This is a genomic window from Cupriavidus cauae (assembly GCF_026210475.1).
In the GTDB taxonomy this organism is placed as follows: Bacteria; Pseudomonadota; Gammaproteobacteria; order Burkholderiales; family Burkholderiaceae; genus Cupriavidus; species Cupriavidus cauae.
Map to the genome: position 1 here is coordinate 15,167 of NZ_CP080294.1, position 15,110 is coordinate 30,276.

Sequence of the window (15,110 nt, forward strand, 5' to 3'; positions counted from 1 at the left end):
ACAACGTCGAGATCGGCGCGCTGGCCGCCAGGCACCTGTATGACCTTGGCCACCGCGACTTCGGCATGATCTCCGGGATTGCCCAACACAACGATCGGGCGCGACTACGTACCGAAGGATTCCTCGGCACGCTGCGTGCACTGCGGATCAAGCCGGACGCCGGCGCGCTGTGCGAGCAGCCCTACAGCTTCGCCGGCGGCCGTGCCGGCCTGCGCCACATACTGCAGGCGTCGCCGAGCCGGCCGACCGCCATCTTTTGCGGCAACGATGTGCTGGCGCTCGGCTGCCTGTTCGAGGCAACCGCGTTGGGCATCCAGGTGCCCGATCAGCTGTCCATCGTCGGCTGCGACGACCTGCCGATCTCCGCGGAGATCACGCCCGCGCTGACCACCATTGCGCTCGAAAGCGCGACGCTGGGCCGCATGGCCGCCCAGGCGCTGCTGTCGTGGCTGCAGGACGGCGTGGAGCCGGGCCGGACCGAGCTGCCGGTCACGCTGGTAGAGCGTCAAACCACCGCGCCACCGGCCGTCCGCGCCTGATCGCGGCCTGACCATCGTCGCGTTCCAGCGCCTCCCTCCTCGGTGGTGCCCTGCATGGTCTTGCCGCTGATTTCGCCGGCATAACGCTGATCGCCCGCGACGAACTAGATGCTGGTGCCGGCGATGCGGCCGTCGCTGCTCGACCACCCGCCCTCACCCCATCCTCACCGGCAAGCGGGAGAGCGAGTGTGATCGCGCCCCGACGGACCGCCGGACACCATACCGGAGCGGAGGCAAGGGAAAACACCGATCCATCCGGACATTGATTCGCAAAAGAATCCATACCTATACTTCGAACGTACCGCAAATCGCATCGAGTCACCTGCCGAAAAAGGGACTCGATCTTTTTTTAACCCGGCAATGAAACGATTCATCACGCGCTTCCCGTAGCGGTCTTTGCAAGGACCTCTCCATTCTCTTTCCTCTGTTTCGGCCCAACGATGCAGAGGAAGGGGGCGTTTCGCGCGCGGCGCCGCGGCGAGACGCGTGCTCCCGGATCCTCGTCGATCCCTCCGATTCAAGGAAAACCATGGCCCGCATTCCGTACTTCGACATGTCGCAAGCCCCCGAGTCCTATCTTCGCCTGATCGGTTCGCGCCCGCCGCTGAACCTCTACCGCATGCTGCCGCACGCGGGCAAGGCGGCCGAAGGCTTTCTGGCGCTGGGCGGCGCGATCCTGCGCGAGAACGGGCTCGATTCGAAGCTGCGGGAGATTGCGATCCTGCGCGTGGGCATCCTCAGCGGGGCCGGCTACGAGGTCCACCAGCACAAGCGCGTGGCACGCCGGGTGGGACTGGCCGACGAGAAGATCGCCGCGCTCGAACAAGGAGCCGATACCTCCGCGCTCGACGAGACCGAGAAGATGGTGCTGGCCTACACGGACCAGGTGCTGTTGCACGTGAAAGCGCCCGACGCGATGTTCCACGCCTTGTGCGAGCGGCTGAGCCCTGGCGTCGTCGCCGAGCTGACGCTGGTGATCGGCTTCTACATGCTGGTGAGCCGTTTTCTCGAGAACTTCGAGGTCGACATCGAGCCGCCGGGCACGATCGCTTGACCGGATCGGTTGACCGGATCGGTTGATCGACATCGGGCACCGTCGCATTCCCCCGCCAACAAGACAGATCGAAGCCATGAACCTTGCTCCCCACGAAGTCGACCCGGGCCTTCAGATGCATGACGAGACGCTGGGCCGCGCGCCCGGCCGCGGCCGCCTGCAGGGCCGCCGCGTACTCGTCATCGGCGCCGGCCAGCGAGAAATACCCGAAGACGATCCGCCGGTCGGCAATGGCCGCGCGATCTCGCTGCTGTTTGCACGCGAAGGCGCCACCCTGGCCTGCGTCGACATGTCGAAGGCCGCCGTCGACCATACCTGCGCGCAGGTAGAGCGCGAAGGGGGAAAGGCCTTTGCCGAGGTCGCCGATGTACGCGACGCCGATGCCATCGCGCCGCTGGTGCGGCGCTGCGCCGAGCGCCTGGGCGGGCTCGACGGACTGGTACTGAATGTCGGGATCTCCAAGGCGCTGCCCCTCGCCACCCAGACCGCCGCCGACTGGGATGAGGAGTATGCGGTCAACGTGCGCAGCCACATGCTGTTCAGCCAGGCGGCGCTGGAGGCGATGGCACCGGGATCGTCGATCGTGCTGATGTCCTCCCTCGCGGCGGTGCGAAACACCGGGCGCAATCCGGCCTACGAATCGTCGAAGGCCGCGCAGGTGGCGCTCGCGCGCGCGATCGCCGTGGCGGGCGAGCCCAGGGGCATCCGCTGCAATGCGGTGCTGCCGGGCCTGATGGATACGCCGATGGGCCGGGATGCATCGCGCCGCCGGCCGAACCGGGCAGCGGCCGTACCGTTCGGCCGCCAGGGCACCGGCTGGGAAGTCGCCTACGCCTGCCTGTTCCTGATTTCGCACGAATCGAGCTACGTCAACGCCCATGCGCTGATGGTCGACGGTGGGCTTGGTGTCGGCGTGGCGCGCGCCTGAACGTGTCTTCTGCCTTCAAACGCTGACCATGCCTTCGGCATCGGCCCCCTCCAATCGCTCGGCATCTCCATCATGAATACCATTTCCTCCGCTGCCCTCACCACGCCCCACTCCGAACCGGCCAGCAGCAGTCTCGAAGGCCGCGTGGCCATCGTCACCGGCGCCGGCTCGCGCACCGCCGACATCGGCAATGGCCGCGCCGCGGCCATCCTGCTCGCGCGCCGTGGCGCCCGCGTGCTGCTCCTTGACATGCAGCTGGACGCGGCGCGCGAGACCGAGCGCATGATTGCGGCCGAGGGTGGCACCGCGCTCGCCGCGGCATGCGACGTGTCGGTTGCCGAACAATGCCGCGAGGCGGTGGCCACCGCCGTCAAGGCCTGGGGCCGCGTGGACATCCTCGTCAACAACGTCGGCATCGGCGGGCCGGCCGGCACCGCGGTCGAGCTGGACATCGAGCAGTGGGACCATGCGCTGCGCGTCAACGTCACCTCGATGATGCTGATGGCCAGGTACGCGATCCCCGAGATGCGCAAGATCGGCCGCGGCGCCATCGTCAACATTGCCTCGGTGGCGGGGCTGATCGGCGGTACGCCCGCGCTGCTCTATCCGACCTCCAAAGGGGCGGTGGTAAACATGACCCGCGCCATGGCCGCGCATCACGGCGTCGAGGGCATCCGCGTCAACTGCGTCGCGCCCGGCATGGTCTATACGCCGATGGTGGCCGGACGGATGACGCCGGAGGTGCGCGAGCTACGCCGCAAGCGCTCGCTGCTGCAAACCGAAGGCTCCGGCTGGGACGTCGGTCACGCCGTCGCCTACCTGGCCAGCGACGAGGCACGCTGGGTCACCGGCGTGATCTTCCCGGTCGATGCGGGGACCACCGCGGGCAACGCCCCCTCGCCCGGCCTGAAGCCCGATGCCGCGACCCAGGCGAAGTCCGCCTGAACGCATTCCGGAACCCCCCATGCCACGCATTCCCCTGTTGCCCGAGCACCCTGAAGATACCGCCGCGAAAGCCCTGTTCGACCACGTTCGCGCGGCGCGCGGGGCCGGCTTCAAGATGCCCTATCTCTACCGCGTACTGGGCACCGCGCCCGAGATGTTCCGCGCCTGGCTCGACTCTGCGTGGCCGCTGCGCCTGAACGCCAGGACTTCGCGTCCGTTGCGCGAACTGCTGATCCTGCGCGGCGCGCAGGTCGCCGGCACGGCTTACGAGTGGGCACACCACCTGCCGATGGCACTCGAGGCCGGCGTCAGCGATGCGCAGATCGATGCGCTCGCGCACTGGCGCCACACCGACCTGTTCGATGCGAGCGAACGCGCGGTGCTGCAGCTGGCCGAGGAGGTCACGCTCGGCCCCAGCGCCTCGGAGGCGACCGTGACGCAGCTCAAGGCCTGCGGCTTCGACAATGCGGCCGTTGTCGAGCTGGTGTTGACGGCGAGCTTCTATGTCTGCGTCGGCCGCTTCCTGCAAACGATGGAAATCGAACTGGAGCCTGGCTACGAAGCGCATCGCGCACGGATGTGAGCGGGGCTACCGGTGCGGGGTTCGCGCAGGATCGGCAACCCCGATGGCCATAAAAACGGAGGAGAACCAATCAAAATGCAGAGGAATTTCATCGCGACGCGTCGACAGATCTGCGTCCTGGCGATCGGCGCCGCCGCCAGCGCCGCGCTGTTGACGAGTGCCGGCGCCATGGCACAGGAAACGGGATTTCCGGATCGGCCGCTCAGGATCATCCTGATGTTTCCTGCCGGCAATGGACTGGATACCAGCACGCGCAATTTCGCCGACGCGCTGTCCAAGGAGCTGAAACAGCCGGTGGTCGTTGAAAACCGCCCCGGCGCCAATGGCACCATTGCGTTCTCGGCCGCCCGGATGGCGCCGGCCGATGGCTACACGTTGCTCGTTGGCAGCTCCTCGGGAATGACCATCCCGCTCGCCTTCGGCCGGTCCCTGCCCTACGATCCGGTCAAGGACTTCAAGCTCGCGGGCGGCATGCTGCGCGCGCAAGCCATCCTGACCGTGCCGGCCAATTCCGAGATCAAATCCATGCGCGACCTGGCCCAGGTCGCCAAGGCCAGGCCCAACCCGATCACCATCGGCACTTACTCCGACGGCTACTACCTGACCTCCCAGCGGCTGGCCAAGATGGTGGGCATCCACCTGCAGAACGTCCCTTACAAGGGATACCCGATGGCGCTGCCCGATCTGGTGGCCGGGCGCATCGACATGGCGTATGGCGATGCCACGGCGACACAGGAGCTGATCAAGACCGGAAAAATCCGCCCGCTCGCAGTAACGGGCACGTCGCGGCATGTCAATTACCCTGACGTTCCGACGGTGGCCGAGAGCGGGTATCCCGATTTCTCCTACTACAGCTGGGATGTGTTCCTGGTGCGCAGCGAAACGCCGGCCCCGGTCACCGAGAAGCTTAGGACCGCGATCCGCCGCGTGCTCAATGGCCGCGAGTACCCGGCCTCGCTCCGTGCGAACGGGTCCGAACCCATGCTGGACGACCTGCCCGCGATTCAGCGCATGATCACCGAGGAGGTGACGCTCTACAAATCGCTGATCGCGAGCCTGCCAAAGCGGGAGTAGCATTCGGCCGCCATGACACCGAGATGGGCGGCGACGGCGCGACCATGGCCAGACGATGGTGTGGCGGGTCGCTTGCCGCCCTGCTCGACGTGGAGCCTTCCGATGCTATCCGCCAATGCCATGCGTGGCGACGTCGGTCAAGGCTTCATCAAGGTCGCGTTCCAGCGCCCTCCCCCTTCGGTCGTGCCCTGCATCGTCCTGCCGCTGATCTCGCCGGTATAACGCTGATCACCGGCCACGAACGTGATCTTCGTTCCCGCGATGCGGCCGTCGCTGATCGGCGTGCTGGCGCCTTCCTCGCGCAGCGTCCCTTCGACCATCTGGTACTTCTGCGTCAGCACCAGCTGCTTGTCGCCCATCCGCCAGGTCCCCTGCACCTTGGCGGGAATCACCCATTTGTAAGCGGTGCAGTGCCCCGCGCAACCCTGCGTGACCTGCGCCGTCTCGTCGGGCTCCCAGTCGTCCATCGTGAAGGTATTGGAGACGACGCGCGTGCCCGGCTTCATGTTCAGCAAGGTCGGACGCAGCCGGAGATTGAGGTCCGGCAGCAGGAACAGCGTCACCACGGTGGCGTTCGAGAAGTCCGACTTGAAGATATCGCCCTGGTCGAACCGCGCACGATTGCCCACGCCTTCGGCCTGCGCCGTCCGGCGCGACAGCGCCACCAGGTCGGGATTGAACTCGATGCCGCGCGCGCTGGCGCCGCGCTTGGCCGCGGTGATCACCAGCCGGCCATCGCCCGAGCCGAGGTCGACCAGATGGTCCCTTGGCGTGAGCTCGGCCATGTCCAGCATGCGGTCGACCAGCGCCTGCGAGGTCGGCACCCACACCACGTCCTTGCCGGACTGACCGACGGACGGCTTGTAGACCGAGGTCACCTCGGACGCCGTCTCCGTCTGCGCCAATCCGGGTCCGCTGAATGCCATCGCCCCCGCGGCGACAAGCGCGGCAGCGACGAAGGACTTGTGCAAGATCGTCATCGACGTTCTCCTGTTCTGAGGGTCACATGGGGTCCGGTGAAGCATCCTGTCTCTCCGCGGCTTCGACCTGCTTGCGCTTGAACAGCAGGATCGGCGCGCCCGCGGCGAGCATCGCGACCCCGATCAGCGCCGCGGCGCCGGTATAGGCCACGCTGGCATACAGCATGTACAGGCAGGTCAGGCAGAAGATGATCGGCGTGATCGGATACAGCGGCACGCGATACGGCAAGGCGCGGCCGGGATGGCGCCAGCGCAGCACGAACAGCGAGAGGCCGACCAGCAGCAGAAAGCCCCAGAACACCGGCGCGGTGTAGTCGACCATCGCCTTGAAGCCGTCGCGCGTGATCGCCCCCACCGCGATCAGCGCCAGCGCGATGATCCCCTGCGCGATCTGGCCATTGGCCGGCGTCTTGCCGCGGCCGTTCCAGATGCCGACCCATTGCATGACGGTCATGTCGCGCGCCATCGCGTAGAACACGCGCGAGCCGGTAAAGATGGTGGCGTTCAGCGTCGAGATCGCGGCGACCACGATGGCCGCCGTGACCACGCGCTCGCCGATCGGCCCCGCCACCACGCGCATCATGTCGGCGGCCACCGCATTGGACTGGCGCAGCCCGTCCAGCCCCAGGACCGACAGCAAGGCGAGGTTGGCCAGCGTATACAGCACCACCAGCAGGACCGTGCCGCCCGCCAGCACCTTGGCGATATTGCGCGGCGCGTCCTTCAGTTCGCCGGTCAGATAGGCCGCCTCGTTCCAGCCGCCATAGGTCAACAGCACGAAGATCATCGCCATGCCGATCGCCGCGGTCTCCGGCGGTATCGCAGGCGCGGTGCGTTCGGCAGTCTCCGGCGAGCCGAACAGCCCGAACAGGATGATCGCGCCGATGGCGCCGATCTCCAGGAAGGTCACCACCACCTGCAGGTTCTTGCCCTCGATGGTGCCGATCACATTGATCCCGGTCAGCACGATCACGGCCAACGCGGCATAGATCGCCGGGCTGAAGGGATCAAGAGGGCCGAACAGACCGGCAGGCAGCAGCTGCGCCACGTAGTCGCCCAGCATGAAGGCGACCGCCGCAATCGCGCCGGTCTGGATGACGGTACAGCGCGCCCAGCCGAACATCATCGCGGTGGAGCGGCCGTAGGCACGCGACAGGAAGTGGTATTCGCCGCCGGCGTTGGGATGGGCCGCCGACAGTTCGGCGTAGCACAGCGCGCCGATGAAGGTGATGATGCCGCCGACGATCCAGACCACGATGAACATCGCCTCGGAATCGACGCTGCCCGCGACGATCGACGGCGTGCGGAAGATCCCAACCCCGAGGACGAGGCCCACCATGATCGTGATGGCATCGAAGACCGACAGGATGCCCTGCGGTCGGGGCTGGTTCGGATCGGTCATCCCTATCCCTCGGACGGATGGAGCGAAATCGGCTTGCGAAATGCGCTTGCATTCCGGAACCTGCATTCCGGGGCGCGCATTCCGGGGCCTGCATTCCGCGCTCGCATCGCTGCCGTGGCAGGCAGCGAACTTGTCTGCCTGTCCACAATACGAAACATCCGAAGGGGTGACTAGGGGTGCGGCGGCCTCCTCCGCGGCCCGGTCATTCGACGTGACGAGGGGGACGCTCCAAACCCGCCGAAAATGACATCGGTGTCATTCAACGTTGGCCGAAAGCCGCACCCGCGAACAGGTCCTTGAACTCGCGCGGCTGCGAACGCCAGTACTGCTTCGGCGCCTGGACCTGCGCGCCGAGCTTTGCCGCGGCGTGCCACGGCCAGCGCGGGTCATACAGCATCGCCCGGGCCAGCGACACGGCATCCGCCTCGCCGTTGGCGATGATGCTCTCGGCCTGCTCCGGCTCGGTGATCAGCCCGACCGCGATGGTCGGCAGTCCCACCTCGGCCTTGACCCGCTGCGCGTACGGGACCTGATAGCCCGGTCCCAGCTTGATCGCCTGCTGCGGCGACACGCCGCCCGTCGTCACATGGATCGCCGCGCAGCCCCGCCGGGCCAGCTCCTTCGAGATCGCCACCGTGCCCTCGATATCCCAGCCGTTCGGCACCCAGTCGGTCGCCGAGATGCGCGCCCACACGGGACGGTCGGCCGGGAAAACGGCACGCACCGCATCGAACACTTCCAGCGGAAAACGCATCCGGTTCTCCAGGCTGCCGCCGTACTCGTCGTCGCGATGGTTCGCGATCGGCGACAGGAACTGATGCAGCAGATAGCCATGCGCGGCGTGGATCTCGATCGCATCGATGCCCAGGCGCGCAGCGCGCTTCGCGGTCTCGACGAAATCGCGCTTGACGCGCTCGAGGCCGGCGCGGTCCAGCGCAACCGGCGGGACTTCGTTCGGCCCATGGGGAACCGCGGACGGCGCCTCGGTCAGCCAGCCCTGCGGCTCGTCCGGGCGAATCTGCGAGCCGCCATCCCACGGCGCGCGGCTCGACGCCTTGCGGCCCGCATGCGCGATCTGCATCGCGATCTTGATCGGCGAATACGCGCGCACCGCCTTCAGCACGCGGGCCAGCGCCGCCTCGTTGTCGTCCGAGTACAAGCCCAGGTCGTAGGGGGTGATGCGGCCCTGCGGCGAGACCGCGGTGGCTTCGAGAATCAGCATGCCGGCGCCGGACAACGCCAGATGGCCGAGATGGATCAGGTGCCAGTCGGTGGCATTGCCCTGCTCCGCCGAGTACTGGCACATCGGCGCGATCAGGATGCGGTTGTCGAGCTGCAGCTTGCCGATCTGCAGCGGGGTAAAGAGAGCGGACATCGAGAACCTCTTCTTGTTCGGGTTGGAATCGGCCCTGTCCCGGGCTTGCCAGGCGGGCCAGGCAGGCATTGTGGGGCAACTGAGCGTTTGCTGCAGGGAGCGGGCACGGCCCTGACCGACGCATCCTGGTGCGTGGCCCGCCGATCGTGGTGCTGCGACTCCCGCCGATGGTGCCCGCCGAGGGTGCCGCCCCTGATTCCCGCTGACCGCCTCGCCGCGTTTCGAGCGGGACGCTCCGCGCCATCGCCGCGGCGGTGCAGGAATGGCGATGGCATATCACTTGCTTTGGCAGTCCCGACGTCTCTTCCCGCCGCTTCCCTACTCAGGAGCCTTGCCAGTGAACTGCTTCGCCTGCGCTTTCGCATCGATGTCGACCGCCGCTTCGTCCCCCACTGCCGCCTCGGCATCGGCCACCCGCCCAAGGCTCGGCACCATCGGCGCGGCGATCGCGCTGTCGCTGCTGGCCTTGCCGGGGTCCGCGATGGCCGAGAAGGTCTTGCGTATCGGCATGACGGCCGCCGACATTCCGCGCACGCTGGGCCAGCCCGACCAGGGCTTCGAGGGCAACCGCTTCAGCGGCATTCCGATGTACGACGGCCTGACGCAATGGGATCTGTCGAAGAGCGATGGTCCGAGCCTGCTGATCCCGGGCCTCGCCACCGAATGGAAGGTGGACGCGAAGGACAAGACGAAGTGGGTCTTCAAGCTGCGCCCCAACGTCAAGTTCCATGACGGCACGCCATTCAACGCCGATGCGGTGGTGTGGAACGTCGGCAAGGTACTGGACAAGACCGCGAAGCAGTTCGACCCGAGCCAGGTCGGCGTGACCGCATCGCGCATGCCGACGCTGCGCTCGGCGCGCAAGATCGACGACCTGACGGTGGAGCTGACCACCTCCGAGCCCGACTCCTTCTTGCCGTACAACCTGACCAACCTGTTCATGGCGTCCCCCGCGCAATGGGAGAAGAAGTTCGCCGCGGTGCCGGCCTCGGTCACCGACCCGGTCGAGCGCTCCAAGCAGGCGTGGGTGGCCTTTGCCGCCGACGCGGCGGGCACCGGACCCTTCAAGATGAGCCGCTTCGTGCCGCGCGAGCGCCTCGAGGTCGTCAGGAACGCCCAGTACTGGGACGCGAAGCGCGTGCCGAGGATCGACAAGGTCGTGATGATGCCGATGCCGGAGGCCAACGCGCGCACCGCGGCGCTGCTGTCCGGGCAGGTCGACTGGATCGAGGCACCCGCACCGGACGCCATCGCGCAGATCAAGAGCCGTGGCTTCCAGGTCTACGCCAACGCGCAGCCGCATATGTGGCCGTGGCAGCTGTCGTTCGCGCCCGGCTCGCCCTGGCTGGACAAGCGCGTGCGCCAGGCGGCCAACCTGTGCGTGAACCGCTCCGGCCTGAAGACGCTGCTGGGCGGCTACATGGCCGAGGCCAAGGGCATCGTCGAGGCGGGCAATCCGTGGTGGGGTAATCCCAAGTTCGACATCAGGTACGACCCCGCCGGCGCACGCAAGCTGATGCAGGAGGCGGGCTATTCGGCGGCCAAGCCGGTCAAGGTCAAGGTGCAGGTCTCCGCCTCGGGCTCCGGCCAGATGCAGCCGCTGCCGATGAACGAGTACGTGCAGCAGAACCTGAAGGAGTGCTTCATCGACGTCGATTTCGACGTGGTCGAATGGAACACGCTGTTTACCAACTGGCGCATCGGCGCCAAGGACCCGAGCGCCCACGGCGCCAATGCGATCAACGTCAGCTTCGCCGCGATGGACCCATTCTTCGCCATGGTGCGCTTCGTCAGCAGCAAGACGCAGCCGCCCGTGTCGAACAACTGGGGCTACTTCAGCAATCCCGAGTTCGACAAGCTGATCGAGACCGCGCGCACCTCGTTCGACGACAAGGGCCGCGACAGTGCGCTGGCCAAGCTGCATGCCCGCATCGTCGAGGAGGCGCCCTTCGTGCTGATCGCGCATGACGTCGGCCCGCGCGCGATCTCGAAGAAGGTCAAGGGCGTGGTGCAGCCGCAAAGCTGGTTCATCGACATCGCCACGATGTCGATGGACTGATCGAACGCGACCGACTGCCCCGGACCCGCCATCATGTCCTACCTGCTTCGCCGCGCGCTGTATGCCTTGCCCATCCTGCTGGGCGTCGCGCTGCTGTGCTTCTCGCTGGTGCATATCGCGCCGGGCGATCCGCTGGTGTCGGTACTGCCTCCCGATGCCTCCGAGGAGATGCGCCAGCAGCTGGCCGCGCTGTACGGCTTCGACAAGCCCTTCATCGAGCAATTCGTGCACTGGCTGACGCGCGCGCTGCACGGCGACCTGGGCACGTCGATCGCCACCAGCCGCCCGGTGATGCAGGAGGTCGCCACCGCGGTCGTCAATTCGGTCCGGCTGGCGGCAGTGGCCACGCTGATCGGCTTTACCTTCGGCTGCCTGTTCGGCTTCGTCGCCGGCTACCTGCGCGATTCGGCGGTCGACCGCGCGGCTTCGTTCCTGTCGGTATTCGGCGTCAGCGTGCCGCATTACTGGCTGGGCATGGTGCTGGCCATCGTGTTCTCGGTGATGCTGGGCTGGCTGCCGGCGACGGGCGCCGGACCGGGCGGCTCGGGCGACTGGAGCTGGAACTGGGAACACGTCCAGTACATGCTGCTGCCGGCGATCACGATGTCGGTGATTCCGATGGGCATCGTCGCGCGGACCATCCGGGCGCTGGTGGCGGAGATCCTGTCGAACGAGTTCATCGTCGGCCTGAAGGCACGGGGCCTGTCCGACCTGGCGGTGTTCCGTCACGTGGTCAAGAACGTCGCCCCGACCGCGCTGTCGGTGATGGGTCTGCAGCTTGGCTATCTGCTCGGCGGCTCGATCCTGATCGAGACGGTGTTCGCCTGGCCCGGCACCGGCTTCCTGCTGAACTCGGCGATCTTCCAGCGCGATTTTCCGCTGCTGCAAGGCACGATCCTCGTGCTGGCCGTGTTCTTCGTGCTGCTGAACCTGGCGGTGGACGCGCTGCAGACGCTGTTCGATCCGCGCATCCAGCGCAACTAGCCATCCGGAGCACGCCATGGAAATGACGCTGGACAATGCCGCGGCGCCCGCCGCGGTGGAGCGCTCCCCCGGCTACTGGACCACGGTAGGTCGCCGGCTGTTGCGCAACAGGCTGGCGATGGGCGCGGCCCTGATCCTGCTCGCGCTGATCCTCGTCGCGATCCTGGCGCCGTGGCTGATGCCGGCCGATCCCTACGCGTCCTCGATCCTGAAGCGGCTCAAGCCGATCGGCACCGAGGGCTATCCGCTCGGCACCGACGAGCTCGGCCGCGACATGCTGTCGCGCCTGATCCTCGGCGCGCGGCTGTCGCTGTTCATGGGCATCACGCCGGTGCTGATCGCCTTCGTGCTGGGCAGCGCGCTGGGCATCGTGGCAGGCTATGCCGGCGGCTGGACCAATACCGCGATCATGCGGGTGGTCGACATCTTCTACGCCTTTCCGTCGGTGCTGCTCGCCATCGCGCTGTCGGGCACGCTCGGCGCCGGCGTGGGCAATGCGCTGCTGTCGCTGACCATCGTCTTCGTCCCCCAGATCGCGCGCGTGGCCGAGAGCGTCACCACCCAGGTACGCCATCGCGAGTTCGTCGACGCCGCACGGGCCTCCGGGGCGTCCGCCCTGACCATCGTGCGCGCGCACGTGCTGAACAACGTGCTGGGACCGATCTTCGTGTACGCCACCGGCCTGATCTCGGTGTCGATGATCCTGGCCTCCGGCCTGTCGTTCCTGGGCCTTGGCGTCAAGCCTCCCGAGCCCGAATGGGGGCTGATGCTGAACACGTTGCGTACCGCGATCTATACCCAGCCTTGGGTGGCCGCATTGCCCGGGGCGATGATCTTCGTGACCTCGATCTCGTTCAACCTGCTCGCCGACGGCATCCGCTCGGCAATGGAAATCAAGGACTGAGCCGATGCCGATGTCTATGTCGATGACAATGTCGATGTCATTTTCCGCGCCGAACGCCGACCTCGGCGGCCCTGCGCAGCCGCTGGTGATCGCGCGCGACCTGGTCAAGCATTTCCCGCTGAAAGGCAGGATTCCCGGGCGCCGCGCCGGCGCGGTACGCGCGGTCGACGGCGTCAGCTTCGACGTGCTCAAGGGCGAGACGCTCGGCGTGGTGGGCGAATCCGGCTGCGGCAAGTCGACCACGGCGCGGCTGCTGATGCAACTGATCGAGCAGGACAGTGGCGAGCTGATCTTCGACGCGCTGGGCGTCGGTTCCGCCCAGCTGCCGCTCAAGCGCTACCGCAGCCAGGTGCAGATGGTGTTCCAGGACAGCTATTCGTCGCTGAACCCGCGGGTGACCGTGGAGGAATCGATCGCCTTCACCGCGCGGGTGCATGGCGTTCCGGCGCGCGAGGCGACCGAGCGGGCGCGCCAGCTTCTCGCCCGCGTGGGCCTCGAGCCGTTGCGCTTCGGCGGCCGTTATCCGCACGAGCTGTCCGGCGGCCAGCGTCAGCGCGTCAATATCGCGCGTGCGCTGGTGCTGCGGCCCCGGCTCGTGATCCTCGACGAAGCGGTCTCGGCGCTCGACAAGTCGGTCGAGGCCCAGGTGCTGAACCTGCTGCTGGACCTGAAGGCGGAGTTCGACCTGACCTATGTCTTCATCAGCCACGACCTCAACGTGATCCGCTATCTGTGCGATCGCGTGATGGTGATGTACCTCGGCAAGGTCGCCGAGATCGGCGATACCGAGGCGATCTACGCCGATCCCGCCCATCCCTACACGCGCGCCCTGCTGGCATCGATGCCGTCGATGGACCCGGCCCGGCGCACGCTGGCGCCGCCGCTCGCCGGCGATCCGCCCAATCCGATCGACCCGCCGTCGGGATGCAGTTTCCATCCGCGCTGCAGCTTGGCCGAAGCCGTGTGCGGACAGCGCGCGCCCGTGCTGTCCGACGCGATGGCCGGTCATCCGGTGGCCTGCCTGATGGCCGACCCGGACGGCGGCCATTCGCGCCCGCTGGTACGGCAGCCGGCGGCCATCGCCGCCGCTCCCTGCTGACGGAGGCCGGCATGCAATCCACCGTATCCGCATCGACGCCGGACGCCGCGCCGTCCTGCACCGCGCCTTCGTCCGCGACCCCTTCCACCGCCGCGCCTTCCACCGCCACGCCGATGATCGCCGTGCGGGACCTGCATGTCGCCTTCGACGCCGGCGGCAAGACCATTCGCGCCGTCAACGGCGTCTCGCTGCAGGTGGCCCCGGGCGAGGCCGTCGCGCTGATCGGCGAATCCGGCTCGGGCAAGAGCGTGACGTTGCGCGCGCTGATGCGGCTGCATCCGCCCCGCCGCACCACGATGACCGGCGACATCCGCATCGATGGCACCGACCTGATGCGGCTCGATGCCAGGGGCCTGGCCAGGATCCGCGGCGGCACGGTCGCCATGGTGTTCCAGGAACCCTTGCTCGCGCTGGACCCGGTCTACACCATCGGCCAGCAGATCGTCGAATGTATCCGCGCGCATGCCCGCGTCTCGGCCGCGCAAGCGCGCCAGCAGGCCCTGCAGGCGCTCGAGGCCGTCCGCATCCCGAGCCCCGAGCGGCGCCTGGCGGCCTATCCGCACGAGCTGTCGGGGGGGATGCGCCAACGCGCGATGATCGCGCTGGCCTTGTCCGCCAGGCCGAAGATCCTGCTGGCCGACGAGCCCACCACCGCGCTCGATGCCACCGTGCAGATCCAGGTGCTGATCCTGCTGCGCGAGCTGCAGCGCGCGCTCGGGCTGTCGATCGTATTCGTGACCCACGATATCGGCGCGGCCGTCGAGATCGCCGACCGTGTCGCCGTGATGTACGGCGGCCGCATCGTCGAGGAAGGTCCGATCCGGACGCTGCTGCGCGATGCGCGCCATCCGTACACCGTCGCGCTGCTGCAAAGCCGCCAGCACGGCATGGCACGCGGCGAGCGGCTGACCGCCATTGCGGGATCGCCGCCGGATCTGGCCGCGCTGCCCGCCGGTTGCAGCTTCGCGCCACGGTGCGCCCATGCGCGGGCCGAATGCCTGGAACGCGTGCCGCAGCCCGTCTCGCTGGGCGACGGCCATCGCGTCAGCTGCGTGCTTGCCGCCGCGGCAGAGCCCGCCCAGGCCGTGGCTTGACACCCTGGAGCGGCCCCCCCAACCATCGCGCATCGTTCCGCCTCTCGCGGTCGGCGGTCGCGTTCGCCGAACACGGGGTCCCGCCCGCCG

The 15,110-nt window shown here is 67.6% G+C and carries 15 protein-coding genes; 11 read left to right on the plus strand and 4 right to left on the minus strand.

Annotated features, from left to right (window positions below):
* Positions 1 to 35 precede the first annotated feature (35 nt).
* From KZ686_RS15720 to KZ686_RS15745, 6 genes are all read left to right on the plus strand, one after another.
* Positions 36 to 539 carry a substrate-binding domain-containing protein gene (locus KZ686_RS15720; RefSeq protein WP_265635440.1) on the plus strand — a complete coding sequence of 168 codons (504 nt, stop codon included), beginning with the start codon at positions 36 to 38 and terminating at the stop codon, positions 537 to 539.
* A 529-nt stretch (positions 540 to 1,068) separates the two neighbouring features.
* Positions 1,069 to 1,593 carry a carboxymuconolactone decarboxylase family protein gene (locus tag KZ686_RS15725; protein ID WP_265634072.1) on the plus strand — a complete coding sequence of 175 codons (525 nt, stop codon included), beginning with the start codon at positions 1,069 to 1,071 and terminating at the stop codon, positions 1,591 to 1,593.
* 76 nt (positions 1,594 to 1,669) lie between these two features.
* Complete coding sequence (locus KZ686_RS15730) at positions 1,670 to 2,521, plus strand: SDR family NAD(P)-dependent oxidoreductase (RefSeq protein WP_265634074.1); 852 nt, start codon at positions 1,670 to 1,672, stop codon at positions 2,519 to 2,521.
* Between the two features lie 72 nt (positions 2,522 to 2,593).
* Entirely contained in the window at positions 2,594 to 3,466 is an 873-nt protein-coding gene (locus KZ686_RS15735; protein WP_149318305.1) for an SDR family NAD(P)-dependent oxidoreductase, read from the plus strand.
* A gap of 19 nt (positions 3,467 to 3,485) precedes the next feature.
* Positions 3,486 to 4,049, plus strand: coding sequence for a carboxymuconolactone decarboxylase family protein (locus KZ686_RS15740; protein ID WP_265634076.1), 564 nt, complete (start codon positions 3,486 to 3,488; stop codon positions 4,047 to 4,049).
* A 75-nt stretch (positions 4,050 to 4,124) separates the two neighbouring features.
* A complete protein-coding gene (locus tag KZ686_RS15745) occupies positions 4,125 to 5,123 on the plus strand; it encodes a tripartite tricarboxylate transporter substrate binding protein (RefSeq protein ID WP_150083721.1) in 999 nt (332 codons plus the stop codon).
* A gap of 137 nt (positions 5,124 to 5,260) precedes the next feature.
* Here the strand turns inward: KZ686_RS15745 and KZ686_RS15750 are convergent, their stop codons facing one another.
* The 4 genes from KZ686_RS15750 to KZ686_RS15765 all read right to left on the minus strand — a co-directional run bounded on the left by KZ686_RS15750 (position 5,261) and on the right by KZ686_RS15765 (position 9,390).
* Positions 5,261 to 6,103 carry a class I SAM-dependent methyltransferase gene (locus tag KZ686_RS15750; RefSeq protein WP_265634078.1) on the minus strand — a complete coding sequence of 281 codons (843 nt, stop codon included), beginning with the start codon at positions 6,101 to 6,103 and terminating at the stop codon, positions 5,261 to 5,263.
* A 22-nt stretch (positions 6,104 to 6,125) separates the two neighbouring features.
* Positions 6,126 to 7,505, minus strand: a complete 1,380-nt coding sequence (locus KZ686_RS15755; RefSeq protein WP_265634079.1) for an APC family permease — start codon at positions 7,503 to 7,505, stop codon at positions 6,126 to 6,128.
* A gap of 259 nt (positions 7,506 to 7,764) precedes the next feature.
* The gene (locus KZ686_RS15760; protein WP_265634080.1) at positions 7,765 to 8,880 is read right to left on the minus strand and encodes an NADH:flavin oxidoreductase/NADH oxidase; all 1,116 of its coding nucleotides are present in this window, start codon (positions 8,878 to 8,880) and stop codon (positions 7,765 to 7,767) included.
* A gap of 318 nt (positions 8,881 to 9,198) precedes the next feature.
* Positions 9,199 to 9,390: a hypothetical protein gene (locus tag KZ686_RS15765; RefSeq protein ID WP_265634082.1), complete on the minus strand. Its 192-nt coding sequence runs from the start codon at positions 9,388 to 9,390 to the stop codon at positions 9,199 to 9,201.
* Between KZ686_RS15765 and KZ686_RS15770 the strand changes: the two genes are divergently transcribed.
* The 5 genes from KZ686_RS15770 (at position 9,362) to KZ686_RS15790 (ending at position 15,020) form a co-directional block, all read left to right on the plus strand.
* Positions 9,362 to 10,939 carry an ABC transporter substrate-binding protein gene (locus KZ686_RS15770; RefSeq protein WP_226105557.1) on the plus strand — a complete coding sequence of 526 codons (1,578 nt, stop codon included), beginning with the start codon at positions 9,362 to 9,364 and terminating at the stop codon, positions 10,937 to 10,939. The genes KZ686_RS15765 and KZ686_RS15770 overlap by 29 nt on opposite strands.
* 33 nt (positions 10,940 to 10,972) lie before the next feature.
* Complete coding sequence (locus KZ686_RS15775; RefSeq protein ID WP_226105555.1) at positions 10,973 to 11,923, plus strand: ABC transporter permease; 951 nt, start codon at positions 10,973 to 10,975, stop codon at positions 11,921 to 11,923.
* A 16-nt stretch (positions 11,924 to 11,939) separates the two neighbouring features.
* Positions 11,940 to 12,827 (plus strand): ABC transporter permease, encoded by an 888-nt coding sequence (locus tag KZ686_RS15780; protein ID WP_265634085.1) that lies wholly within the window; start codon positions 11,940 to 11,942, stop codon positions 12,825 to 12,827.
* 34 nt (positions 12,828 to 12,861) lie between these two features.
* Positions 12,862 to 13,926 (plus strand): ABC transporter ATP-binding protein, encoded by a 1,065-nt coding sequence (locus KZ686_RS15785; protein ID WP_265634087.1) that lies wholly within the window; start codon positions 12,862 to 12,864, stop codon positions 13,924 to 13,926.
* A gap of 113 nt (positions 13,927 to 14,039) precedes the next feature.
* Entirely contained in the window at positions 14,040 to 15,020 is a 981-nt protein-coding gene (locus KZ686_RS15790; RefSeq protein WP_265635442.1) for an ABC transporter ATP-binding protein, read from the plus strand.
* Positions 15,021 to 15,110 lie beyond the last annotated feature (90 nt).